Origin of the sequence: Streptomyces sp. AC1-42W (genome assembly GCF_003248355.1) — a bacterium.
Lineage (GTDB): Bacteria > Actinomycetota > Actinomycetes > Streptomycetales > Streptomycetaceae > Streptomyces.
Window position 1 is genome coordinate 1,580,389 of the sequence record NZ_QKWY01000002.1, and the last position, 23,898, is coordinate 1,604,286.

The 23,898-nt window shown below is 73.4% G+C and carries 24 protein-coding genes; 16 read left to right on the plus strand and 8 right to left on the minus strand.

The features are described from left to right. Nucleotides 1–8 precede the first annotated feature (8 nt). Nucleotides 9–584 carry a hypothetical protein gene (locus DNK56_RS25170; protein ID WP_146610430.1) on the plus strand — a complete coding sequence of 192 codons (576 nt, stop codon included), beginning with the start codon at nucleotides 9–11 and terminating at the stop codon, nucleotides 582–584. A 117-nt stretch (nucleotides 585–701) separates the two neighbouring features. Here the strand turns inward: DNK56_RS25170 and sodN are convergent, their stop codons facing one another. Next, on the minus strand, nucleotides 702–1,097 hold the full coding sequence (sodN, locus tag DNK56_RS25175; RefSeq protein ID WP_111338117.1) for a superoxide dismutase, Ni: 396 nt from the start codon (nucleotides 1,095–1,097) through the stop codon (nucleotides 702–704). A 160-nt stretch (nucleotides 1,098–1,257) separates the two neighbouring features. Between sodN and sodX the strand changes: the two genes are divergently transcribed. Next, nucleotides 1,258–1,737 carry a nickel-type superoxide dismutase maturation protease gene (gene sodX, locus DNK56_RS25180; RefSeq protein ID WP_446750399.1) on the plus strand — a complete coding sequence of 160 codons (480 nt, stop codon included), beginning with the start codon at nucleotides 1,258–1,260 and terminating at the stop codon, nucleotides 1,735–1,737. On the opposite strand, the gene DNK56_RS25185 is transcribed toward sodX, so the two are convergent. After that, a complete protein-coding gene (locus DNK56_RS25185; RefSeq protein ID WP_111338118.1) occupies nucleotides 1,641–2,270 on the minus strand; it encodes a CGNR zinc finger domain-containing protein in 630 nt (209 codons plus the stop codon). The two genes, sodX and DNK56_RS25185, sit on opposite strands and share 97 nt — an antisense overlap. Before the next feature lie 219 nt (nucleotides 2,271–2,489). Here DNK56_RS25185 and DNK56_RS25190 point away from each other — a divergent pair, with 219 nt between their 5' ends. Both DNK56_RS25190 and DNK56_RS25195 read left to right on the plus strand, forming a co-directional pair. After that, on the plus strand, nucleotides 2,490–2,978 hold the full coding sequence (locus tag DNK56_RS25190; RefSeq protein ID WP_111338119.1) for a SigE family RNA polymerase sigma factor: 489 nt from the start codon (nucleotides 2,490–2,492) through the stop codon (nucleotides 2,976–2,978). Further along, nucleotides 2,975–3,757, plus strand: a complete 783-nt coding sequence (locus DNK56_RS25195; protein WP_111338120.1) for a hypothetical protein — start codon at nucleotides 2,975–2,977, stop codon at nucleotides 3,755–3,757. The genes DNK56_RS25190 and DNK56_RS25195 overlap by 4 nt, the downstream gene beginning before the upstream one ends. 73 nt (nucleotides 3,758–3,830) lie before the next feature. Here the strand turns inward: DNK56_RS25195 and DNK56_RS25200 are convergent, their stop codons facing one another. Genes DNK56_RS25200 through DNK56_RS25210 form a run of 3 tightly spaced genes read right to left on the minus strand, consistent with a single transcriptional unit; the run spans nucleotide 3,831 to nucleotide 6,560 of the window. Next, nucleotides 3,831–4,592: an amino acid ABC transporter ATP-binding protein gene (locus tag DNK56_RS25200; RefSeq protein ID WP_111338121.1), complete on the minus strand. Its 762-nt coding sequence runs from the start codon at nucleotides 4,590–4,592 to the stop codon at nucleotides 3,831–3,833. Then, nucleotides 4,589–5,542, minus strand: a complete 954-nt coding sequence (locus DNK56_RS25205; RefSeq protein WP_111338122.1) for an amino acid ABC transporter permease — start codon at nucleotides 5,540–5,542, stop codon at nucleotides 4,589–4,591. The genes DNK56_RS25200 and DNK56_RS25205 overlap by 4 nt, the downstream gene beginning before the upstream one ends. A 40-nt stretch (nucleotides 5,543–5,582) precedes the next feature. After that, nucleotides 5,583–6,560 (minus strand): ABC transporter substrate-binding protein, encoded by a 978-nt coding sequence (locus tag DNK56_RS25210; protein WP_111338123.1) that lies wholly within the window; start codon nucleotides 6,558–6,560, stop codon nucleotides 5,583–5,585. Between the two features lie 523 nt (nucleotides 6,561–7,083). Between DNK56_RS25210 and DNK56_RS25215 the strand changes: the two genes are divergently transcribed. The 4 genes from DNK56_RS25215 to DNK56_RS25230 all read left to right on the plus strand — a co-directional run bounded on the left by DNK56_RS25215 (nucleotide 7,084) and on the right by DNK56_RS25230 (nucleotide 10,240). Beyond that, nucleotides 7,084–8,295, plus strand: coding sequence for an NAD(P)-dependent malic enzyme (locus DNK56_RS25215; protein ID WP_111338124.1), 1,212 nt, complete (start codon nucleotides 7,084–7,086; stop codon nucleotides 8,293–8,295). A gap of 154 nt (nucleotides 8,296–8,449) precedes the next feature. Then, entirely contained in the window at nucleotides 8,450–9,421 is a 972-nt protein-coding gene (locus DNK56_RS25220) for a zinc-binding dehydrogenase (RefSeq protein ID WP_111338125.1), read from the plus strand. 31 nt (nucleotides 9,422–9,452) lie between these two features. Further along, a complete protein-coding gene (locus DNK56_RS25225) occupies nucleotides 9,453–9,662 on the plus strand; it encodes a helix-turn-helix domain-containing protein (protein WP_018102716.1) in 210 nt (69 codons plus the stop codon). Further along, entirely contained in the window at nucleotides 9,662–10,240 is a 579-nt protein-coding gene (locus tag DNK56_RS25230; protein ID WP_111338126.1) for a Clp protease N-terminal domain-containing protein, read from the plus strand. The genes DNK56_RS25225 and DNK56_RS25230 overlap by 1 nt, the downstream gene beginning before the upstream one ends. Before the next feature lie 79 nt (nucleotides 10,241–10,319). On the opposite strand, the gene DNK56_RS25235 is transcribed toward DNK56_RS25230, so the two are convergent. Together DNK56_RS25235 and DNK56_RS25240 are read right to left on the minus strand one after the other, a co-directional pair. Beyond that, nucleotides 10,320–11,315, minus strand: coding sequence for a PadR family transcriptional regulator (locus DNK56_RS25235; protein WP_111338127.1), 996 nt, complete (start codon nucleotides 11,313–11,315; stop codon nucleotides 10,320–10,322). Nucleotide 11,316: 1 nt separating this feature from the next. Continuing rightward, a complete protein-coding gene (locus tag DNK56_RS25240) occupies nucleotides 11,317–12,174 on the minus strand; it encodes a DUF4097 family beta strand repeat-containing protein (RefSeq protein ID WP_111338128.1) in 858 nt (285 codons plus the stop codon). Between the two features lie 174 nt (nucleotides 12,175–12,348). Between DNK56_RS25240 and DNK56_RS25245 the strand changes: the two genes are divergently transcribed. After that, nucleotides 12,349–13,209: a hypothetical protein gene (locus DNK56_RS25245; protein ID WP_111338129.1), complete on the plus strand. Its 861-nt coding sequence runs from the start codon at nucleotides 12,349–12,351 to the stop codon at nucleotides 13,207–13,209. Here DNK56_RS25245 and DNK56_RS25250 read toward each other — a convergent pair whose 3' ends face one another. Continuing rightward, on the minus strand, nucleotides 13,210–13,392 hold the full coding sequence (locus tag DNK56_RS25250) for a DUF6104 family protein (protein ID WP_019058231.1): 183 nt from the start codon (nucleotides 13,390–13,392) through the stop codon (nucleotides 13,210–13,212). Nucleotides 13,393–13,524: 132 nt separating this feature from the next. Here DNK56_RS25250 and DNK56_RS25255 point away from each other — a divergent pair, with 132 nt between their 5' ends. From DNK56_RS25255 to DNK56_RS25285, 7 genes are all read left to right on the plus strand, one after another. Then, nucleotides 13,525–14,112 (plus strand): CU044_2847 family protein, encoded by a 588-nt coding sequence (locus tag DNK56_RS25255; RefSeq protein WP_111338130.1) that lies wholly within the window; start codon nucleotides 13,525–13,527, stop codon nucleotides 14,110–14,112. Next, nucleotides 14,109–16,175 carry a VMAP-C domain-containing protein gene (locus DNK56_RS25260; protein ID WP_241990076.1) on the plus strand — a complete coding sequence of 689 codons (2,067 nt, stop codon included), beginning with the start codon at nucleotides 14,109–14,111 and terminating at the stop codon, nucleotides 16,173–16,175. The genes DNK56_RS25255 and DNK56_RS25260 overlap by 4 nt, the downstream gene beginning before the upstream one ends. A 130-nt stretch (nucleotides 16,176–16,305) precedes the next feature. Beyond that, nucleotides 16,306–17,325 carry an AAA family ATPase gene (locus DNK56_RS25265; RefSeq protein ID WP_111338131.1) on the plus strand — a complete coding sequence of 340 codons (1,020 nt, stop codon included), beginning with the start codon at nucleotides 16,306–16,308 and terminating at the stop codon, nucleotides 17,323–17,325. Nucleotides 17,326–17,332: 7 nt separating this feature from the next. Beyond that, nucleotides 17,333–20,728: an SAV_2336 N-terminal domain-related protein gene (locus tag DNK56_RS25270; RefSeq protein ID WP_111338132.1), complete on the plus strand. Its 3,396-nt coding sequence runs from the start codon at nucleotides 17,333–17,335 to the stop codon at nucleotides 20,726–20,728. Between the two features lie 65 nt (nucleotides 20,729–20,793). Further along, nucleotides 20,794–20,982, plus strand: coding sequence for an FxSxx-COOH cyclophane-containing RiPP peptide (gene fxsA, locus DNK56_RS25275; protein WP_111338133.1), 189 nt, complete (start codon nucleotides 20,794–20,796; stop codon nucleotides 20,980–20,982). Between the two features lie 372 nt (nucleotides 20,983–21,354). Continuing rightward, complete coding sequence (locus tag DNK56_RS25280) at nucleotides 21,355–22,482, plus strand: FxsB family cyclophane-forming radical SAM/SPASM peptide maturase (RefSeq protein ID WP_241990181.1); 1,128 nt, start codon at nucleotides 21,355–21,357, stop codon at nucleotides 22,480–22,482. Then, nucleotides 22,479–23,873, plus strand: a complete 1,395-nt coding sequence (locus DNK56_RS25285; RefSeq protein WP_111338134.1) for an aKG-HExxH-type peptide beta-hydroxylase — start codon at nucleotides 22,479–22,481, stop codon at nucleotides 23,871–23,873. Before DNK56_RS25280 ends, DNK56_RS25285 begins: the two co-directional genes overlap by 4 nt. Nucleotides 23,874–23,898: the final 25 nt, after the last annotated feature.

The following is a 23,898-nucleotide window of genomic DNA, read 5'->3' on the forward strand; positions in this document are numbered from 1 at the left end:
CCCTCTGGGTGCGTACGCGAAGAATCTGGGTGCTGCCTGTGGCGCTGGCCGCCTGGATGCTCCTGCTTGTGCTCGTGCGCGACGATGTGGCGAAGGTTCCACAGATCGCCGCACAGGGCACCTTCTCGGTCAAGCTGATGAACTTCGTCCCGCTCATCCTGTGCATCCCGACGATGTACTGCATGAGCCGGCGCCTCATCGCCACCGAAACCACAGCGGCGCGGCCGGTCGCCGTCGTCGACCGGCTGGCTCTCCTGCTCCTGGGGGCGAGCGCGGCGGGGCTGGGGTTTGCACTCGGGGAGTTCCTGGACATGCCGACAGCGGTGGCGGGCGGCCGGAACACCGTCATGGTGCTGGGCCTCGCCCTCCTCGTACACAGCTGGTACGGCCCGATCGCCGGTGGCGCGGCGGCGACCATGTTCGTGATGTTCAGCATCGTCACCGGCCTGGCAGGAGACCAGAGGCCGTACCCGTGGGCGGTTCTGCTGATGGAGTCCACCAGCGTCGTGGCCGCAGTCGTGGCGGCGGTCAGCTTCACTGCCGGGCTGATCACGATGGCGTACCGCCGGCGGATACCGGGCTGACCTGAAAAGACCGCACCCGGTCCGTGAGGGACGCCGTTCTCGGCGGCCTGCGGACCGGGTGCGGACCGGTAGGGAGTCCGACCAGCGAAACCGCAGGTCAGACGGCCTAACCAGAGATCAGGCCTTCTTGGTCTCCCAGAAGATCTTGTCGATCTCCGCGATCAGGTCCAGCGCCTTCTGGCCGGTGGCCGGGTCGGTGGAGCCCTTGGCGGCCGAGAGGGCCTTCAGGGTGTCGTTGACCAGCTGGTGCAGCTGCGGGTACTTCTCGAAGTGCGGGGCCTTGAAGTAGTCGCTCCACAGCACCGAGATGTGGTGCTTGGCGAGCTCGGCACGCTGCTCCTTGATAACCACCGCGCGGGCCCGGAAGTGCGGGTCCTCGTTGGCCTGGTACTTCTCCTGGACGGCCTTGACGGACTCCGCCTCGATGCGGGCCTGGGCCGGGTCGTACACGCCGCAGGGCAGGTCGCAGTGGGCGCTGACCTTCACCTTGGGGGCGAACAGGCGGGAAAGCATTGAGCTGTCCTTCCTCGTGATCGTCTTCTCAGGTGGGACATTACTCCGTGAGAAGCCTCTTTCAGCGAGTGCCCCCAGGGGCTTAGGCCAAAAGTCCGGGAAGAGGATGGGACCCACGGCCGAATGTACGAAAGCCTGTCGTGGACGGTGTACTGGACGGATGGGGAAGGTGCGGGAGGAGATGAGCGAGGTGCCGGAGGTGCCGGAGCCGGCCGGTGAGCGGCCCGCGCGCGGGCTGTCGGCGCGGGTGCCCTTCCAGGTGGTGGAGGTGACGGGCCCCTCGATGGTGCCCACGCTCCATCACGGGGACTGGCTGCTCGTGCGGTACGGGGCGCCGGTGCGCCCCGGGGACGTGGTGATCCTGCGTCATCCGTTCCAGCAGGACCTGCTCGTCGTGAAGCGCGCCGTGGAGCGCCGGGCCGGCGGCTGGTGGGTGCTGGGCGACAACAGTTACGCGGGCGGCGACTCCACCGACTACGGAACCGTCCCCGAGGAACTCGTGCTGGCCCGGGTCAGCGCGCGGTACCGGCCGCTGACCCGGGATCAGCGCACGGTGCGCGGCGTACTGGGCTGGGCGGTCTCCGCGCTGCGCCCGGTCTCCGCGGCGCGCTCGGTCTCCAGGCGCTTGCGGGCCCGGTAGGCCGCCACGTTGGCCCGGGTGGCGCAGCGGTCCGAGCAGTAGCGGCGGGAGCGGTTGGTCGAGGTGTCGAGGTACGCGTTGCGGCAGGGCGCGGCCTCGCACAGGCCCAGCCGGTCCACCCCGTACGAGGTGAGGTGGAACGCCAGACCCATGGCCGCGATCGCCGCGTACCCCGCCGTGGCGTTGGACGGGTGGTCCGCGAGGTGCATGTGCCAGTCCGGCGTGCCGTCCGCGTCGCGCACGTCGTGGCCGGAGATCTGCGGGCTCACCGGGAACTCCAGGAGCAGCGAGTTGAGCAGGTCCACCGCCAGCCGCTCGTCCCCCTCGTCGGCCGCCTCGAAGACCGCGCGCAGCCGGGCCCGTACCGAACGGAACCGGGTGACGTCCGCGTCGGCCGCGCGCCGGGCCGCCTGGGCGTTCTCGCGGAACAGGTCGCGGACGGCCTCCACCGACGTCAGGGTGTCCCTGTTCCGGGCCGGCTCCTCGGTGTTGACCAGGCGTACGGCGTAGTCCGAGTACAGGGCCAGTTCCACGAGTCGTCCTTACGGCGTCGGTCCAGGGCGGGGCGGTACGGGATGGTGCGGGGCGGTACGGGGTGACGTAATGGGTGGTTAAAGCTACAGGGTATTACATAGTGGGAGGGGATGCGGCCCATCCGCATTCCTCCGCGCACACCGCAACCCGCCGTGCCGCCCACCGCACTGGAAGGGTGAGACGGTCCGCGCCCGCGGGCCGGGGGAAGGACACCGAGGATGCGGAGCGATGACCATGCCGCGCTGCACGCCTTCGTCGAGAGCAGACGCACCGCCCTGTTCCGCAGCGCGTTCCTGCTCTGCGGCGACCGGGACGAGGCCGAGGACCTGGTCCAGACGACCCTGGTCAAGGTCGTGCTCGGCGGGCGGCGGCACGGCCGGCTCGACAACATCGAGGCGTACGCGCGCAAAACCCTGGTCAACACCTTCATCGCCGCCCGCCGCCGGTTCTGGCGCCGCGAGCAGGCGTACGGGGAACTGCCCGAGCGGGCCGCGCGGACACCCGACACGGACACCGGCCTGGCGGTCCGGGCGGCGCTCGCCCGGCTCACGCCCAGGCAGCGGGCGGTGCTGGTGCTGCGCTACTGGGAGGACCTGAGCGTCGAGGCCACGGCCGCCACGCTCGGGATGCGGGAGAACACGGTCAAGAGCCACACGGCTCGGGGATTGGCGGCGCTGCGCGCCGAGATGGCGGAGGTATGGGTATGAGCGACGACGTGCGCGAGCTGCTGGGGCGGGCCGCCGAGGACGCCGGGCGGCCGGTCATCAGCACGGAGGCGGTCTACGCCAGGGCCGCGCGGGTGCGGTGGCGCCGCCGGGCCGCCGTGTCGGCGGCGGCGGTCTGCACGGTGGCGGCGGGGGCGTTCGTGGTGCCCCGGCTCTCCTCCTCCGCGACCGACACCCCGCAGACCTCGTCGGTGGCCTCGTCCGCCAAGGCGCCCGGCGCCACCGACCGGGCCGCCCGGCTGACCGAACTGCTGCCCTCCGGGGTCGGCGCGGTCGAGGAGGTGTCGTTCGCCGACATCATCAAGCACGCCTCGCCCCTGCCCCCCGAGCCGCCCAGGACCGGGCCGCTGGACGGGCAGTACGCGGTCCGCCGGGACGGCGGCGTCGGCTACCTCACCGTGGACGTCATGGACGCCGACGCCGTACGCAAGAAGCTCGGCGGCGGAGCGCCGGACGCGAACCTGTGCGTGCCGGAGAAGGGGGCGCCCGCCCGTACCGACTGCGTGCGCGAGGAGCTGTCCGGCGGCCGGGTGCTCACCATCTGGAGCGACGCCATGGACTACGGCGAGGGCGGCACCCCGCTGTGGGGCCCCGAGCTGGCCGCCCGGCTGGTCCTCGCCGACGGCAGCCTGCTCGGCGTACGCGACAGCACCGGTTTCGAGGCCGATGTGGTGCAGGGGCCGCTGCTGGACAGCCCGCCGCTCACCCGTGCGCAGCTGCGCGAGCTGATGCTGCGTACGGAGCTGCTGCCGGCGACATGACCGGCGCGCGTGAAGGGGTGGTACGGGCCGCACCGGCCCGTACCACCCCTTCACGCATCCGCTGGAGCACCTTCTAGAGCACCTTCGACAGGAACGACTTCGTCCGGTCGTGCTGCGGGTTGGTCAGGACATCGCGAGGATGGCCGGATTCGACCACTACGCCGTCGTCCATGAAGACCAGCGCGTCGCCGACCTCGCGGGCGAAGCCCATCTCATGGGTGACGACGATCATCGTCATCCCGTCCTCGGCGAGCCCCCGCATCACGTCGAGCACATCGCCGACGAGCTCCGGGTCGAGCGCCGATGTGGGCTCGTCGAAGAGCATCAGCTTCGGCTCCATGGCCAGCGCCCGCGCGATGGCCACCCGCTGCTGCTGTCCGCCGGAGAGCTGCGAGGGGTAGTTGCGCGCCTTGTCCCCGAGGCCGACCCGGTCCAGCAGCCGTTCGGCGCGGGCGCGGGCGACCGCCTTGGCCTCGCGCTTCACCTGGACGGGCGCCTCCATGACGTTCTCCAGCGCCGTCATGTGCGGGAACAGGTTGAAGCGCTGGAAGACCATGCCGATGTCCCGGCGCTTCAGGGCGACCTCGCTGTCCTTCAGCTCGTACAGCTTGTCGCCCTTCTGGCGGTAGCCCACCAGCTCGCCGTCCACGTACAGCCGGCCGGCGCTGATCTGCTCCAGGTGGTTGATGCACCGCAGGAACGTGGACTTGCCGGAACCGGACGGGCCGATCAGGCAGAACACCTCGCGCGGGGCCACCTCCAGGTCGATGCCCTTGAGGATGTGCGCGGCGCCGAAGGACTTGTGGACGCCCTCGGCCTTGACCATCGCGGTCATGCGATGCCTCCCTTCGGGCGGCCGACCGACAGCACCGTCGACCGCAGCTTCTGCAACGGGGTGGGTGGCAGGCTGCGGCTCGATCCACGCGCGTAGTAGCGCTCCAGGTAGTACTGCCCCACGCTCAGCACCGAGGTCATGATCAGGTACCAGGCGGCCGCGAGGAAGTACATCTCCACCGGTGCTCCGGACGCCTGCCCGATGTCCTGGGCGTTCTTGAAGAGTTCGTAGAACTGCACGGCCGCCACCAGCGAGGTCGTCTTGAGCATGTTGATGACCTCGTTGCCCGTGGGCGGCACGATCACCCGCATGGCCTGCGGGATCACGACGCGCCGCAGGGTCTTGCCGTGGCTCATGCCCAGCGCGTGGGACGCCTCCGTCTGGCCCTCGTCCACCGAGAGCAGACCGGCCCGGCAGATCTCCGCCATGTACGCGGCCTCGTTGAGTCCGAGCCCGAGCAGCGCCGTCAGCAGCGGCGTCATGAAGCTCGACCAGTAGTCCTTGTAGATCGGCCCGAGGTTGATGTACTCGAAGACCAGCCCCAGGTTGAACCACACGAACAGCTGGACCAGGACCGGGGTGCCCCGGAAGAACCAGATGTAGAACCACGCGATCGACGACGTCACCGGGTTCTTCGACAGGCGCATGACGGCGAGCAGCACGCCGCCGACCACGCCGATCAGCATCGACAGGACGGTCAGCAGCAGCGTCTGGCCGACGCCGTCGATGATGCGGTCGTCGAAGAAGTAGTCCGGTACCGCACCCCAGTTGATCCTGCCCTGGCTGAAGGCGTACACGATCGACGCGAGCGCGGCGATGGCGATGAGCGCCGAGACGTAGCGGCCGTAGTGCCGCACCGGGACGGCCCTGATGGCCTCCGGCGCGGACCCCGCCTCGGTGGCGGACGCGGGCGGCCCGTCGGCCGGTCCCGTCTTCTTGATGTCAGTCACGGCTGATGCCTTTCAACTGCCTCTCCGCACCGGACGCCGGTCAGGAACCGCCGTTGATCCTGGCCTCGGTGACCGCGCCGGCCTCGACGCCCCACTTCGCGATGACCTTGTCGTACTCACCGCTCTTGATGATCGCGTCCATGGCCGCCTTGATGGCCTGGGTCAGCTTGTCGTTGCCCTTGGCGACGGCGATGCCGTACGGGGCCGCCTCGACCTGGTCGCCGACGAGCTGGAAGTCGTTGCCGCCGCCCGAGGTCTTCACCGCGTACGCGGCGACCGGGAAGTCGGAGGAGCCGGCGTCGGCACCGCCCGAGCGCAGCCGGGTCTGGGCCTCCAGGTCGTTGTCGAACGCCTCCATGGCGATCTTCTTGCCGTCCGGGCACTTCTTGGACTCGGCCTTGGCCAGGTCGTGCGAGACGGTGTTGCGCTGGACGACGATCTTCTTGCCGCAGAGGTCGGCCCAGGTCTTGATGCCCTGGTCGTCGCCCTTCTTGGTGTAGAGCGAGACGCCGGCGGTGAAGTAGTCGATGAAGTCGACGCCCTCGCCGACCTTCTTCCGCGTCTCCGGGTCGATGCCGTTCTGGCGCTCCTTGGTGTCCGTCATCGCCGACATCGCGATGTCGTACCGCTTGGAGCGCAGGCCGGTGATCAGGGTGTCGAAGGTGCCGTTCTCGAACTTGAACTCCACGCCCAGCTCCTTGCCGAGCGCGGCGGCGAGGTCCGGGTCGATACCGACGGTCTCGCCGGACTTGTCCTTGAACTCGACCGGCGGATAGGCGATGTCGGAGCCGACCCGGATGACGCCCTTGGAACGGATCTCCTCGGGCAGCATCTCGGCGGGCGTGAGGGTGCCGCTGGAAGCGGTGGCGCCGGTCTTCGCCGTCGCCGAGCCGCCGGCGTCGTTGTTCTTCGTCTGGTCGCCGCAGGCGGTCAGCAGCATGGTGCCGGCGACCGCGATGGCGCCGACCGCGGCGATGCGGGTCTTCGCGGCCGTACGACGGGCGATACGTGCGGTCATGTTCGGGTTCCTCCGGCAGGGTGGGGACGAGTGACCGGGCGGCGTTGGCACGCAGTGTCGAGTGTCGTCGCCTTGTGTGATTACGGCATGTTGCCATGCGGATTAGCCCGAACAGGGGGCCCGGCATGTCAAAATCGGATAACGGGCGATCCCCGAACCTTCTGAGGCCGGCCCACCGGAGCCGGACCATCTCAGGGGTTCACGCGTCGCGGCCGGAGGATCTCCGGCGCGTCCCGCGTGGCGGACTCAGGCAGGGCACAAGGCCGACCTGTTCAGATAGGCGACTATGAGTCATGTCACGGAGTCGATATCGGCTCGTCCGTGGCCGGGTCCGTCCGGTAAGAAAGATCTTTACACCCCTCATCCGGGGCTCAGGGCGCGTGTGCGGCGCGCCCGCGCGTACGTACCTCCCCCTGCCGGGGCGGCCAACCGCCAGGCGCAGGGCACGTACGCGGTGCCCGCCCACCCCTCCTCAACCAGGAGTGGCCACCCTCAAACGATGAAGACTTAAGGGGTCAACACCATGGCAGCGGAGATCGTCAATCCTCGCAGCGACAGCACCACCGACAGCACCACCGACGAGCCGTTCGATCCGGCCTTCGCCCTTCACCGGGGCGGGAAGATGGCCGTGCAGGCCACCGTCCCGATCCGGGACAAGGACGACCTGTCCCTGGCGTACACGCCGGGCGTGGCGAAGGTGTGCTCCGCGATCGCGGAGCAGCCCGAGCTGGTCCACGACTACACCTGGAAGTCCCAGGTCGTCGCCGTCGTCACGGACGGGACGGCGGTGCTCGGCCTCGGCGACATCGGTCCCGAGGCGTCCCTCCCCGTGATGGAGGGCAAGGCGATCCTGTTCAAGCAGTTCGGCGGCGTGGACGCGGTGCCGATCGCGCTCGCGACCACCGACGCGGACGAGATCGTGGAGACCGTCGTCCGGCTCGCCCCGTCCTTCGGCGGGGTGAACCTGGAGGACATCTCGGCGCCGCGCTGCTTCGAGATCGAGCGCAGGCTCCAGGAGCGGCTGGACATTCCGGTCTTCCACGACGACCAGCACGGCACCGCCGTCGTCACGCTGGCCGCCCTGCGCAACGCCGCGAAGCTGTCCGGGCGCAACCTGGGCGACCTGCGTGCCGTCATCTCGGGCGCCGGCGCGGCGGGCGTGGCCATCGCCAAGTTCCTGCTGGCGGCGGGCCTCGGCGATGTCGCCGTGGCCGACCGCAAGGGCATCGTCAGCCGGGACCGCGAGGACCTGACCGACGTCAAGCGCGAACTGGCCGGGCTCACCAACCGGGCGGGCATCTCCGGCCCCCTGGAGGTGGCGCTGGCCGGCGCCGACGTCTTCATCGGCGTCTCCGGCGGTACGGTCCCGGAGGCGGCGGTCGCCTCGATGGCGCCGGGCGCGTTCGTCTTCGCGATGGCCAACCCGAACCCCGAGGTCCACCCCGACATCGCGCACAAGTACGCGTCCGTCGTGGCGACCGGGCGGTCGGACTACCCGAACCAGATCAACAACGTGCTGGCGTTCCCGGGGATCTTCGCGGGGGCGCTCCAGGTCCGGGCCTCCCGGATCACCGAGGGCATGAAGATCGCGGCGGCCAACGCGCTGGCGGACGTCGTCGGCGACGAGCTGGCGCCCGACTACGTGATCCCGTCGCCGTTCGACGAGCGGGTCGCCCCGGCGGTGACGGCCGCGGTGGCGGCGGCGGCCCGTGCGGAGGGCGTCGCCCGGCGCTGAGGCGTTGCGGGGGCCGCCGCCCCCGTACCCCCGCTCCGAGGACGGCCTTGCCGGCGTTCGGGGAGCGGGGGCCGGGGCGGCGTCCCCGGTGCGCGGTGCGTGTCACACCCGCAGCCGGTTACGCGCCGGTACCCCGGCCCCTATCGTCGGCGGCATGTTCGCCGCCTACGCAGCCAGCCTGGACCCCGCCCACCCCCTGAACGGCCTCGAACTGGGCGATTGCCCGGCGCCGCGGGCCCGCCAGGGCTGGACCACCGTCAACGTCCGGGCCGCCTCCCTCAACCACCACGACCTCTGGTCCCTGCGCGGCGTCGGCCTCGCCGCGGACAAGCTCCCGATGATCCTCGGCTGCGACGCCGCCGGGATCGACCAGGACGGCAACGAGGTCGTCCTGCACTCCGTCATCGGCCAGACCGGCCACGGGGTCGGGCCGGACGAGCCCCGCTCCATCCTCACCGAGCGCTACCAGGGCACCTTCGCCGAGCAGGTCACCGTGCCCGCGTACAACGTGCTGCCCAAGCCGAGGGAACTCAGCTTCGAGCAGGCCGCCTGCCTGCCCACCGCCTGGCTGACCGCCTACCGCATGCTCTTCACCAACGCCGGGGTGCGGCCGGGGGACTCCGTCCTCGTCCAGGGCGCCGGTGGCGGGGTCGCCACCGCCGCGATCGTGCTGGGCCGGGCCGCCGGGCTCCGCGTGTACGCCACCAGCCGCGACGCGGCCAAGCGCGCGCGGGCCGTGGAGCTGGGCGCCGCGGAGGCGTTCGAGGCGGGCGCGCGGCTGCCGCACCGGGTGGACGCCGTCATCGAGACGGTCGGCGCCGCCACCTGGTCCCACTCCGTCAAGTCGCTGCGGCCCGGCGGCACCCTGGTCATCTCCGGCGCGACCAGCGGGGACCGGCCCTCGCACGCCGAGCTGACCCGGATCTTCTTCCTGGAGCTGAAGGTCGTCGGCTCGACCATGGGCTCCAAGGACGAGCTGGAGGACCTGCTCACCTTCTGCGCCACGACCGGGGTGCGCCCCGTCATCGACGAGGTGCTGCCACTGGACCGCGCCCGCACGGGCTTCGAACGGCTTGCCGCGGGCGACCACTTCGGGAAGATCGTGCTCACTGTCAACAATGGTTGACGTGGCCGGGGTGTCAATGTAGGTTGACATCATGACCGAAGCAACGGATCTCGCCGAGCGTGCGGGCGACCGCGACCCCCGTGTGGGGCTGCGGTCGGTCGCCGCGCTCCGGCGGCTGCTGGAGCAGCTGGAAGCCGTACAGGTCAGGAGCGCCCGCGCCAAGGGCTGGTCCTGGCAGGAGATCGCCGCCGAACTGGGCGTCAGCCGACAGGCCGTGCACAAGAAGTACGGGAGGCATTGATGTTCGAGCGATTCACCAAGGACGCCCGCGCCACGGTGACCGAAGCCGTAGCGCACGCCGAACGGACCGGGGCCGACACGGTCACGGAGGAACATCTGCTGCTCGCCCTGCTGGACCGGGACGGCGGCCGGGCCGCGTTCGCGATCACCGCCCTGGGCCTCGCGGACCGCAGGGACTCCGTGACCGCGGCTCTCGCCGACGTACGCCGGCGGGGCGGCATGACCAGGGCCGACTCGGAGGCGCTCGCGGACATCGGCATCGACGTCACCGCGGTCGTCGCCCGCATCGAGGAGGCGCACGGCGAGGGAGCCCTGCGCGGCGACCGGGGCGCCCGGCGGCGCTGGTCGGGCGGCCCGTCCTACTCCCGGAGCGCGAAGAAGATCCTGGAGAAGTCCCTGCGCGTCGCGCTCGGACGCGCGGACCGGACCATCGGCGCGGAACACCTCCTGCTGGCCCTTGCCGCCACACCGGGGCCGGTCGCGGAGGTGCTCGCCGATCACGGGACCGCCTACGGGGCGGTGGAACGCGCGCTGTTCGGGGCGGGCGGCGGCACGGAGGGCCACCGCAAGGCGGGCTGACCCGCCGCCCAGCCACCCCGCCTCGGCGCCCCGGTTCCGCGCCGTCCCGTTCCGCCCCCGCCGCGCCCCGAACAGCGCGCTACTTCGCGCCGTCCCCGCGCAGTGCCGCCGCCATCCGGGCCGCCGCCGTCGCCAGATGGCCGCGGATCTCGCTCAGCTGGGGCTCCGTCACTCCGTGGTCGCGGGCCGTGTCGCGGATCTCGTCGCGGAAGCGGTCGAGCAGGCGGTCCAGATCGCGGGCCGGGTCGCCCGTGCCGCCGGCGTCCATGCCCCAGTCGGGGTCCGGGTCCGCGTCGGCCGGGTCCGGCTTGAGGTACGGGGCGGCCCAGTTCCCCGTACGGGCGAAGCCGCCGAGCTGGCCGGTGATCTCGGCCAGGCCCTCGCGGACCCCGGCCGGCCAGTCGCCGCGGGCGAAGTGCTCCTGGACCTGGCGGGCGGCGTTCTGCATCTGCTCGCGCGCCCTGTCCTGGGCTTCTTTCGCCTGGCGGCGGGCCTGCTGGGCGTCCTGGCGGGCGCGCCGGGACTCGTCCTTCGCGCGGCGGGCCTGCTCCTTCCACTCCTGCTTCGCCTTGCGCAGCTCCTCCTTCGCGGTGCGCCACGCCTCCTTGTCGCCCAGGTCGCCGAAGGCCGGGTCCTTGAGCCCCGGACCGGCGCCGGGGCCGGCCCCCATACCGGCGCCGGAGGTGTGGCGCGACTCGTCGGCCGCCGCCCGCATCTCGCTGCGCAGCTTGCCCGCCGCCCCGCGCACGTCGTCCCGCATCTCGGCGGCCAGCTCGGCGACCGACTCGCGGATCTCCAGCTCCAGATCGGCGAGTTCACCGGTGCGTCCGGCCAGCTCGGCGCGGCCCTCGTCGGTGATCGAGTAGACCTTGCGGCCGCCCTCGGTGGCGTGGGTGACGAGGCCCTCGGCCTCCAGCTTGGCCAGCCGCGGATAGACCGTGCCCGCCGAGGGCGCGTAGAGGCCCTGGAACCGCTCCTCCAGCAGGCGGATCACCTCGTAGCCGTGCCGGGGGGCCTCGTCGAGCAGCTTGAGGAGGTAGAGGCGCAGTCGGCCGTGGGCGAAAACGGGAGGCATGTCAGAGCACCTTTCCGGCCGGCTGGGCCTCGTACGGTTCGTCTTCGGCCGGTGGGCGGCGCAGCAGCGCGATCGACCCGGAGACGGTCGTCGCCCGCAGCGTTCCGGTGCCGGAGCCCAGCGTGCCGGTGATCTTCTTCGAGCCCCACTGGCCGCTGACCCGCAGGTCCTCGAAGCCGTTGGAGACGGAACCGCTCGCGGTATTGGCCTCCACCCTGGCGTCGGCCGGGTGCGGCAGCCGGATGGCGATCTCGCCGGAGACCGTGGTCAGCCGGATGTCCGTGGGCTTCCCGGTCGGGTTCAGATCGAGGACCATGCCGCCGCTGACGGAGTCCGCCTTCACCGAGGCGCCCGCCCCCTCGACGACCGTCAGATCCCCCGACACGGAGTGGAACCGCAGGTCACCGGTGACGGACTGGGCCTCCACACTGCCGGACACCGTCTCCGCGCCGACCGGCCCGGAGAGCTTGACGAGCGTGGTGTCCCCGGTGACGCCGCGCACCTCGGTACGGCCCCGGACCCCGGAGACGAAGGCCCCGGCGCCCACGACCCCGACCTCCACGGTCGAGCCGGCCGGGACCGCCAGCGAGACGACCGCGGTGCGCCGCCATTCCTTGCGGTCCAGCCATTTCAGCAGGTTCTGCCAGGCCAGGTCCTCGTAGGCCACGGTCAGGACGCCGTCCTCCTGCGTCACGAGCAGCGGCGGTCCCTCGACGGAGGAGACCTCCAGGCGGGCGGTCGGCTCGTCGGTGCCCACGACGTTGACCGTGCCGTTGACGATGCGCACCTTGAGCGCGGTCACGGGTTCGTCGAAGGTCAGCTTCTGAGGCTCGGCGACGGCCCACGTCGAGACAGGCATGGATCTGACCTCCCGGATAGACGGACGACGCAACATATCGCGTCTCTTGAACAACACGATATATCGCGGATTCGGGAAGTCAAGGCGTGTGATGGGTTCCCCGGTGGGTTCGGCAGTTGTATAAAGTCGCCTGAAATATCCGAAAAGTCGGCTAAGTGTCCTACCGTGTGATCCATGGACGCGACCTCACCCGTGGGTGCCCTGCTGCTGTGCCGGACCGTGCCGGACGCCGTGCGCCCGGTCGCGCACCTGCTGCGCGAACCCCTGCTGCTCGCACCGGCGGGGGAGGGCTGGACCGTCTTCGTACCGGAGGGCGAGCCCTGGCAGGGCGGGCGCCGCGCGCGGGCCGGAGAGGGGGAGCGCGCCGAACCCGTCGACCGGGTCCTGGGCGGCTGGGCCACCGCGCTCGCGGTCGGCTCCACCTGGCCGGTGCTCGCGCTCTGGTGGGATGGCGACCGGGCCGGATACACCCTGGCCGCCGGATTCCGCCGCCCGGTGGGCTACGTATGGCTGGCGGACGGCACCCCGGCCGGTGAGGACGAGGCCATGCGCACGTTCGCCGAGCGGCTCGGGCTCGACCCCGTACTCGACGTGCAGGCGCTCGAAGCGCTCACCCGGCCCGACCCGGACGCCGACGCCCGCGCCAGGCTGCGCGGACTGCTCGCCGTACTCACGCGCACCGGTCTGACGCTCCCGCCCGGTCTCGACCCCGGCGAGCCGCCCGCCCGGCCGGTGCCGGGCACCGGGGCATGGGAGAGGGCCGAACGCATCGAGTGGACCGGCTGGCGGGACGCGGTCAGGGTCGACCTCGGCGCCGTGGAGAGCAGTCGGCTCGGTCCCTGGGTGCGCGGGCCCCGGGCGCGCGCACTGGCGGGCGTCCAGCTCGCCGCCGGGCTGCCGCTCGCCCTGTGGGGAGCGGCCAGGCGCAGCGGCGGCTGGGCCTTCGCCGGGGTGCTGCTGATGGCGCACGGCGCGCTGGGACTCGCCTACGACCGCATCCGCGACGGCGGGCCCGAGGCGGACGGGACGGGCTGACTACTCGTCGTCCTCGTCGTCGTCCAGCCGGGCCAGCCAGGTCGCCAGGCGCTCGACCGGCACCTCGAAGTCGGGATTCAGATCGACGAACGTACGCAGCTGCTCGGCGAGCCACTCGAAGGTGACCTCTTCCTCGCCCCGCCGCTTCTCCAGTTCCTCGATACCGCGGTCCGTGAAGTACATGCCACAAGTCTAGAGCGGCTCCCGGACCCCTCCGCCCCGCCCGTCCACCTCCCGGGGTGTCCTCGTCGATCTACCCCGCATCCGCCGACTACGGCCGTTAATCTGCGGGTAATTGGCGAACGGGGGGTTGTCATGAGCGACGGTGGGTCCCGGATCACGCGCATCGAACTGCCGGACGGAACGCCGGTGTGGGCCCGGATCTCCGGGGCGGAGGAGCTGACCGGGCCCTCGCCCGGCGGCGGGCCGACCTACACGGACACCGGGTTCGGGGACTTCGCGGACCAGGTACAGGCGCGGGTCGAGAGCCTGCACTCCGTGGTGACCGGTGTGGCGCGCTCGCTCGCCGTGCCGCTGCGCGCGGTGCGGCCGGACGAGGTGAGCGTCGAGTTCGGCATCGAGCTGACCGCCAAGGCCGGCAAGATCGTCGGACTGCTCGCGGACGGCGAGGCCAAGGGCGCCATCACGGTCACCCTCACCTGGAACGGCGGCGGCCCCCCGGTGGACGCGCCCCCGCCCGCCCCCGTGCCCGCGCAGACCTCCGCACCGCCCCCCGGGCCAGGCCCCGCGCCCGCGCCCCCCGTCCCCTTCGCGCCCCCCGTGCCACCCCCGGGCGCCCCGCCGGGCGCGGGCGCACCCCCCGGTCACCCGTCCGCCGGGGCACCCCCCGGCGCACCGGCACACCCCGGTGGTGCGGACGACACGGACGGCGGCCGGGCATGACCTCCGAGGACCGAGGGGGCGCAGAGGGGGTGCTGACGCCCGCCCAGGCCGCTCTCATGGACCTCGTGCAGGACGCCACCGTGCGCATCCATCGCCCGCCCTCCGGGTATGCCCAGGACGAACCGGCAGGGGACTTCCTGGGCAGCGGCTTCTTCGTCGCACCCAGCTGGGTCCTCACATGCGCGCACGTGGCGACGCGGGGGGAGGACGGCATGGTGGGCGTGTGGTTCAAGGCGGACCGCTACGGCACCGAACTGACCGAGGTGCCCGGCAAGGTCGTCGCCGCCCTGCCCGCGGCCCGGCCGCCGGGACCGGGCGGCTGGCCCGCCCCCGACCTCGCGCTCATCCAGCTCCAGCGCCCCGTCGAACACCCCTGCGTCTACGTCACCGAGCGGTCCGAGGCGATGCTCCGCAGCCGCGAGGTGCGCTGCGTGGGCTGGGCCCCCGGCCAGGGCGGCGGACTCCAGAACCGCAGCGGCGTCTGCACCGTCAAGGGCTCGTACGGCGGCTCCGGCGACGCCGAGCAGGTGGTGCGGCTCGACGGCGACTGGGTGGAGCTGGGCATGTCCGGCGGCCCGCTGGTGGACCTCGTACGCGGCGAGGTCGTCGGCGTCGTCAAGTCGCGGCTCGACGGCCACCAGGGCGGCACCGCCGTCGGCATCGAGCGGCTGCGCACCCTGGAGGTGCCCGCCACCCCCGTGGAGACCGAGACCGACGACATATACCAGGCCGTCTTCCACGCCCACGACCGCTACCACGCCGACCGGCACACCAGCGCCGCCGGCTCCGAACGGACCTGGACCGACGCACAGAGCGAACTGGCCGTCCCGCCCGGCGGCGTCCTCGGACCCAAACTGCGCGTGGACCTGCTGGGCCGGCTCGCCGAACTGCCGCCCCCGGCCAGCACCCGCGCCCTGCTGATGCTGCTCGACCGGCTGCCCGGCGTGTACGCCCGCGACCACCGCCCCGCGCCGCGCGGCTGGCGCGACGGCCTCGGCGCGCTGTACGACGCCCGCGCCCGCGACCGCGAGGCCCGGTTCGAACTGATCGTGCGCTACTGCATGGGCGTCCTCGCCGCCGAGCGGCCCTGCGGCCAGCTCTCGGTGCGCAACGCCAAGGCACTGTGGGGCTGGGTCAAGCGCATCGCCGACGTCGAACTCCCCAGGGACCTGCGCCGCCTGCTCGACGTGGAATGGGCCGGCATCCGGCTGCGCCTGGAGCAGAACCGCCAGAGCTCCGCCCGCGCCCCGGCGGCCGAACCCGTCCTGTACGGCGACCGCGACCGCGTCGTCCTCCATGTGGACCTCCAGGGCTGGTCCCGCGACCAGTACGACTGGCGGGTCGCCGTGGACCGCAGGGGCGGCGAGGCGGAACCGGTGGACGAGGACAGCCGCGGCGCCCCCCTCGGCACCGTCCCGGACCGGCTCGCCGCCGCGCTCACCGAGGCGTTCCGGCGGTGCGACGAACCGGGCAGCCCCGCCATGCTCCAGGTCGTCGTCGCGCCCGCGCTCTTCGGCCTCCCGGTCGACGACTGGGTGCTGCCGCAGTCCGGGCAGCGCCTGGGCGCCGTACGCCCGGTGGTGCTGCGCAGCCCGTACCAGGGCCCGGCGCCGGAGCGCCCGGCCCGCTGGAACGCCGGGCTCGCCACCGGCATCCGGGCCGAGGTCGTCGACTGCGAGGACGAATTGCGGGTACGTGTACCGGAGTCGTCGTGGCTGCGCACCCTGGCCCACGAGACCGTGCCGGTCCTGTGCCGCTACGGGACCGTGCCCGACCCCGACGTCACGGCGGGGGTAGTGCGGCTGCTCGACAGCGGCTTCGGCGTGGCCCTGCTCCAGCGGCGCACGACCGAGGCCGACACGGTCTGCAAGGAGTTCCACCGGCGCGTCGCCGAGGCGGTCTCGGACACCCGCACCCACGACCGGCTGCCGTGGAAGATCCACGAACTGCGCAGAGGGGTGAGCGCCGGGCGGACGGAGATGTACTGGTCCGCGGGCGCCGCTCTCTACTACGACGACCCGCACCGACCGCTGCCGGGCACCGACTTCCTGGAGGCGCCGTGAGCACACCCGTACCGCACCACAAGGTCAGGCGAACTCGGCTTCCTCTTACGGGGGTTGAACGGGATCGCTACGGTAAGGCACGTTCGGCGGCGGCCGCCGGCGGCGGACGAGTGACAACGAGGAACACGCTATGAGTGAACCCAGCGAGTGGCTCATCTACCGGGGCATCGGCGAACCGCACGACGAGACGCCGCAGCTCCCGCCCCCGCCGCCCTGGCGCGACTTCACCGGCGGGCCCGGCGGGGCGGACAGCGCCGACACCGCCGACCGCCGGCTCGGCATCCCCGGCCGCGTCGCCGAGGAACACCGCCCCGGCGCCGAGGAACTGGAGATGATCAACGCGGCGCTGTACCTGCGGCGCCCCCTGCTGGTCACCGGCGACCCCGGCGCGGGCAAGAGCACCCTGGCCCACTCGGTGGCCCGCGAACTGGAACTGGGCAAGGTGCTGCGCTGGCCCGTCGTCAGCCGCACCACCCTCCTCGACGGCCTCTACCACTACGACGCCATCGCCCGGCTCCAGGACGTCCAGATCGCCTCGCACGCGGCGGCGGGCGGCGCCGCCGGGGCCGACGCGGCCCAGAGCGTCGGCAGCTACATCCGGCTCGGGCCGCTCGGCACCGCGCTGCTTCCCTCGGACCGGCCGCGCGTCCTGCTCATCGACGAGCTGGACAAGAGCGACATCGACCTCCCCAACGACCTGCTGAACGTGCTGGAGGAGGGCGAGTTCGCCATCCCCGAGCTGGAGCGGATCGCCGACCGGCTGCCCGACGGCGAGGCGGACGTCCTCGACCACGACGGCAACAAGGTCCGCATCAAGGGAGGCAGGGTGCAGTGCCGGGCCTTCCCCTTCGTCGTGCTCACCAGCAACGGCGAACGGGACTTCCCGGCCCCGCTGATGCGCCGCTGCATCCACCTGGAGCTGGGCCGCCCCGACCACAAGCGGCTGGCCTCCTTCGTCAAGGCCCACCTCGGCGAGGAGGCGGCCCGCGCCAGCGACGACCTGATCGCCCACTTCCTGGAACGCTCCCGCACCGAACTCCTGGCCACGGACCAGCTGCTCAACGCCATATACCTGACCCACGCCGCCTCACCGGCCGGCCGCGACCGGCTGGCCGACCTGCTCATCCAGCGACTCGACCGGCCGAGGTGAGACCGCGATGTCCGATGGTTCGCAGGCGTACGAGGCCGGGCTGCTGCCCGAGCTGGTCGCACGGCTGCGCGGAGCCGGGCTCGACCCGGACGTCGAGCAGCTCTGCGACGCGCTCTGGCTCGCCCGGTGGACCCGCGGCACCGCCGCGGCCGACGCCCCCGGCGAACGCGCGGACGGCGATCCGGGCGAACCCGACCCCGGTGAGCGCACCGCGCCCGGCCGCGCCACCACCCCGGCCCGCCCGGACGGACGCGCTCCGGAGGCGGACGCCCGGCCCGGCGACCCCCGCGTGCCCGGGGACGGCGAGCGGATCTCCCTGCACCCCGTCCCCGGCCGCGCCCGGCCCGGCGGCACCCCGGCCCACGAGCCCGGCGCGCCCGACGGCGGACAGCCCGGCCCCGACGCCCGCGCCACCGCGCTGCCGCTCGGCGTACCGGCCGCGCCCGTGCTGCCCGCACCCCTCGAACTGACCCGCGCCCTGCGCCCCCTGCAGCGCTACCGGACCGTCTCCGCGCCCAAGCGCCGGGTGCTGGACGAGCGGGCGACCGCCGAACGCAGCGCCCGCGCCGGCGGCATGGTCATGCCGGTGTTCCGGGGGGTCCGCCGGGGCGACGCCGTCGTCCAGTGCGTGATGGACGCCTCCTCATCGATGCTGGTCTGGGACCGGCTGTTCGAGGAACTCCAGCAGATCTTCGCCCAGCTCGGCGCGTTCCGGGACGTGCAGATGCGCTATCTGCACCCCGGCCCGGACGGCGGCTGCACCGTCAGCCGCAGCCCCGACCCCGCCGCCGCCCCGCTGCACTCGGCGGACCGGCTCAGCGACCCCACCGGCCGCCGGGTCACCGTCGTCGTCAGTGACTGCGCCGGCCCGCTCTGGCGCAGCGGCCACGCCCACCGCCTGCTGCACCAGCTCGCCCGGCTCGCCCCGGTCGCCGTGCTCCAGCCGCTGCCCCAGCGCATGTGGAACCGCACCCGCCTCCCGGTCACCTTCGGCTCGCTGACACGGGGCGAGGGCCCGGCCGGGGCCACCCTGCTCAAGGTCACGGGCGACGCCGGAACGGGCCCCGCCCACCCCGGCGCCCTCGCCGTCCCCGTACTGCCCCCGGCGGCGGACGCGCTCGCCGCCTGGGCCCGGCTGCTCTCCGGGACCGGCGCGGCATCGGTGCCGGGCGCGGTCGGCTGGGTCCGGGCCGACCAGCCGCCCGCCCCCGCCCGCCGGCCGGGCGACGCCCCGTCCTCGCTGCAACTGGTCAGCCGGTTCCGCTCGACGGCCTCCCCGGTCGCCGGACAGCTCGCCGTCTACCTCGCGGCTGCCCCCCTCTACCTGCCCGTCATGCAACTCGTACAGCGCACCATGCTGCCCCACTCCGGCCCCTCCGAACTGGCCGAGGTCCTGCTCAGCGGGCTGCTCAGGCGCACCGGGGGCGGCACCGGACGCGGCCAGTGGTACGCCTTCGAACCCGACGTGCAGGAGGCACTCCTCGGGCCCCTCGGCCGCGACGAGGCTCTGCTCGTACTCAAGCACTGTTCGCAATACATAGAGCAGCGGTTCGGCAAGGGCGGCCCCAACTTCCCGGCCCTGGCCTACGCCCAGCTCGGCGACGGCACCCCGCACGACGCCACCACCGGCCCGGCCCCCGCCTGGCCGGCTCCCGGCGAGGCGGACCCGGACGCCGAAGCGGAGGACGCCGACGAGAGTGAGGAGACCGAGGGGAACGGGGGAGACGAGAGACGCGGCGGTCCGCGCGTCCCCCACGCCTTTGCCGAAGTAGCGGCCCGCGTACTGGAGCGATTCATGCCCGTACCCCCCAGATTCGTCACCCGCGAACCCAAGACCTCCGGAAGCCCGCAGACCGGCGGCCTCGCCGTGCACCGCGCCCGCGAACTCGTCCGCCTCTTCGAGGCCGACAAGATGGTGCAGCGCCTGATCGACGCCGTACAGCTGCTCAGGGGCGCCGCCGAGCACACCCCGCCGCCGTCCGACGACACCGAACTCTGGGCGGAGTACGCCCGCTGCGTGCTGCGCCTGTGGGAGGTGCAGGGCGGCGCCGACCTCCTGGAGGAGGCCGAACGCGCCGCCGAACGGGCCGCCGCCCGCCCCGGCGCCGTACGCGAACGCGCCGTGCTCGCCAAGGTCCTGCACGCCGCCGCCGACGACCGGCGCAGGCGCGGCGACCGGCGCGGCGCGCTGGAACTGCTGCGCCGCGCCGACCGCGAATACACCGCCGCCTGCGCCACCCCCGGCCTGGAACCCGGCGAAGCCCTGCGGCTCACCCTGGAACGGGTACGCGCCCTGGAGGCGCAGTGGCGGCTCGACGGCGACACCGCCCTGCTGCAGAGCGCCTGCGGGATGCTGGAGGCGTTCGCCGACGCCTGGCCCGACCAGGAGAACCGCCCGGCCGTCCTGCCCCTCCAGCACGGCCGCACCCTGCTGAAACTCGCCCGCGCCACCCAGGACGGCGAACAGTCCCGCGCGTACGCCCGCCAGTCGGCCCGCTCCCTGCGCACCGCGTTCGCCCAGGGCGGCCGGCACACCATGGGCACCGAGAACCGGATCGTCCTCGACCTCGTGGACGCGCTGCTCGCCTCCGGCGCCGAACCGGAGGAGGCCGCCACCCTCACCGCCCAGGCGCTGGAGACCGTACGCGACCAGCGCCAGCGCGCCCAGCTCCAGACCAGGGCCGGCCGCGTCCGGGTCGCCCGCTACGAACACACCGGCGACCCCGCCGAACTCGTCGCCGCCACCGAATGGTTCGCCCGCGCCGCCCGGGGCATCCCGCGCGACTCCCGCGCCTACACCGACCTGCTCGCCGAATGGGGCGCCACCCTGCTGCGGCGCGCCGAACTCCCGGACGGCCGCGCCTTCATCGGCGCCGCCGTGCGGGTGCTGCGCGACTGCCGCTCCGAGATGCCGGCCGGCGGCGCCCACCAGTCCGAGCGCCTGCTGATGCTGGGCCGCGCCCTGATGCTGCGTCACCGCGCCACCGCGGACCGGGTGGACCTGCGCGAGGCGGAGTACCTGTTCAAGCTGGCCGCCGAGGAGGCCACCGTCCCGCTCACCGCGGCCCGCTGCTGGCTGGAGCTGGGCCGCGCCCTCCTTCAGGCGGCCGGGGTCCTCGACCGCCCGGCCCGCCGCGACGAGGCGGCGGAGGCGTTCCGGTCGGCCGCCGACTCCGCAGGCGACGCGCAATCGGAGCTGGAGACTCCGCAACAGCTGCGGGAAGCCGTGGAGTTGGCCGCTACAGCGAACCACTGGCGGGGTATGACGTACGAGAGAGCGGGCCGGCCCAGGGCCGCGCGGGACGCGTACCGGGCGGCCCGGCAGGAGTGGCGCAAACTGCCGGACGGCGGCGGCGCGGCCGGTGAGGCGACCGCCGAGCGGCTGGCCGAGCTGGAACGGTGAGCGGGCGCGGACGCGCCCGGTGACGAGCGGGCCGCCGGCCCGCCGCTTCGGTACGGGGAGGCGTGATGAGCGAGTCGACACGGAACGACGGAACGCGCGCGACGGGACCGGCTGAACTGCCCGACCTGCTGGGCCTCGACCTGGCGACCCTCCGGACGACGGACCATCCGGTGCTCGCGGAGGTCGTCGCGGACCTGCGGGGACGGGCGGAACAGCCGCAGGAGATGCTCTGGGGGTTCAACAGCGCCTTCTGAACGGGCGACCGCCCACAGCGGCGACCGCCCGCGGGCGACCGGCCCGGCGCGCGGGCCGGGCCGGCCCGCGTACCGCACGGCCGGTCCGCGTACCGCACGGTTTTGGCCGGGGGTGCGCCCAATCAGGACATCGTCGTCCGGGACCAGCCTGGTCCCTCCGGCTCCGGGAACACTCACTCCGGGTCGGCACCGGGGAGCGCCCCGGCCGACGTACAGCACGGGGGTGCTTGAGTGGCTGGACGCACGACGCCCTGGCGGCGGCGAACCGAACGGCCGGCGGAACGGACACCGCGGCCGGACCCCGGCACGCGCCGGACCACCGGCACGGCACCGCACGTCCCGGCCACCGCCCCCGTCCCCTTCGGCCAGTTCATCGTGAAGGTGCACGGCCGCTGCAACCTGGCCTGCCGCTACTGCTACCTGTACGAGGGCCCCGACCGCACCTGGCGCGACCGCCCGTCCGCCGCCCCGCCCGCCGTCCTCGACCGCACCGCCGCCCGGATCGCCGAACACGCCGCGACCCACCGCCTCGGCAGCCTCGCCCTCGTCCTGCACGGCGGCGAACCCCTGCTCGCCGGGCCCGGCCGGCTGGCCGCCCTCGCCGACGCCGTCCGCGACCGCGTACCCGCCGACTGCGCCGTCCACGCCACCGTGCAGACCAACGCCACCCTGCTCACCGACACCGGCATCGCCACCCTCGCCGACCACGGCATACGCGTCGGCATCAGCCTCGACGGCGGCCTCGCCGCCCACAACACCCTGCGCACCGACCACGCCGGCCGCCCCTCCTGGCCCGCCGCCTCACGCGGCGCCCGGCTCCTGGCGGACCGCCACCCCGGCGCGTACGCGGGCATTCTCACCGTCGTCGACCCGCGCACCGACCCGGTCGAGATGTACGAATCCCTGCTCGCCCTGCGCCCCCCGGCCCTGGACCTCCTGCTGCCGCACGGCAACTGGTCCAGCCCGCCGCCCGGACTGCCGGACCCCACCGGCTCCGGGCAGGCCCGCGCCACCCCGTACGGCGACTGGCTGTGCGCCGTCTTCGACCGCTGGTGGCCCGCACCCCGCCGGGAGACCCGCGTCCGCCTCTTCGAGGAGTGCGTCGCCCTGCTCATCGGACTGCCCGCCGCCACCGAATCCCTCGGCCTCGACCCGGTCAACGCGGTGGTGGTCGAGACGGACGGGTCCATCGAACAGGTCGACTCGCTCAAGTCCGCGTACGACGGCGCCGCCACCACCGGCCTCGACGTCTTCCACCACACCTTCGACGAAGCGCTGCGCCACCCCGGCGTGGCCGCCCGGCAGGCCGGAGCCGCCGCCCTCGCCGCCGACTGCCGCGCCTGCCCGCTGCTGACCGTGTGCGGCGGCGGCCACTACGCACACCGCTACCGCGCAGACAACGGCTTCCGCAATCCCTCCGTCTACTGCGCCGACCTCGAACGGCTGATCCGCCACATCGCGGCCCGGCTGGCCGAAGCAACCGCTGGAGACCCCCCATGACCCCCACCGTCCCGGACCACGTCCTGCGCGCCCTCGGCCGCACCGAGGGCGACGCCGACAGCCTCGGACTGCTCGTCCGCGACCAGGACACCCGCCGCCTCGTCCTCCTGCGCGCCCTGCTCGACGCGGCGGCCGCCGCCCCCGCCGCCGTCTGCCCCCCACCCCTGCTGGACCGGCTCCACGCGGACTGGGCCCTCCTCGAAGCCGCCGAACGCGCCGACCGGGCCGCCACCCGCACCGTCCTCTTCCACCCCCTCGCCGGCCCCTGGGCCCAGCGCCTCCTCGCCGGCCTCATCACCCCGGCCGCCGCCCCCGGCCCCGACCTCCGCGCGGACCTGGCCCACTTCACGGCCCTCGCGGCAGCGGCCGCCGTACGGGCCGGAGTGCCGTTCGACCTCCGGCTCACCCCGCGCGAAGGACTGGTCCCGCTGCCCACGCTCGGCGCCGTCCGGACCGGACCCGACCCCGTCCGCCTCGTCCACCGCGACGACGAACTGACCCTCACCCCCGGGCACGGGCCGCCGTTCACCCTCCGCCGCCAGCCCGACCGGACCCTCGACGCGGCCGACCCGCGCTGGCTCCCGGTGCTCACCCTCCGCCCCGTCGTACCCGGCGCCGCGCCCGTCGCCCTCGACGACGTGGACCCCTACGGCATCGGGGCCGGCGACCTCTCCCGCTACGGGCTCAGCGGGGCCGCCCGCGTGGACGACCACCAGCGCAAGGAGTGGGCCGGGTCCTGGGCCGGGGTCGAGCCCCTGCTCCGGATCGGCGGCGACCACCGCGTCGCCGAGGCCGCCGCGCTGCTGCGCTGCGTCGTGCCCCTCGGGCACCCCGCCGGAGCCGGGCCGGACGGCGAGGGCGCCGCGCACTGCAGCGGCACCCGGCGGGAGGCGTTCGGGGCCGTGCTCAGCAGCAAGCCCGCCACCCCGGCCTACTTCGCCTCCACCCTCGTCCACGAGCTCCAGCACACCAAACTGGCCGCCCTCGCCACCCTCGTACCGCTCCACCGCGAAGACGCGGCCCCGCGCCACTTCGCCCCCTGGCGCCCCGACCCCCGGCCCTTCGACGGCCTGCTCCAGGGCGCGTACTCGCACCTGGCGCTCGCCGACTACTGGCAGCGGTTCGCCCTCCGGGCCCACCGGGTCACCCACCGGGACCTCGCCTGGGCCGAACACGCCCGCTGCCGCGAACAGGTCGGCGCCGCGCTCCCCGCACTCGCCGGATCGGCGGCACTCACCCCCGAAGGCCGGACCCTGGTCAACGAGATGATCTCCGTCTACCACCGTCTGGACGACAATCCGCCCCCCTCGGGGCACCTCGCGCGCGCTCAGGCGTACGTGAGCACCGCCAAGGTGATATGGCAGCAGAGGAACGGCTCGCGAAGGCAGTGAGAAGCCTGTGATTCCCATCGGTGCC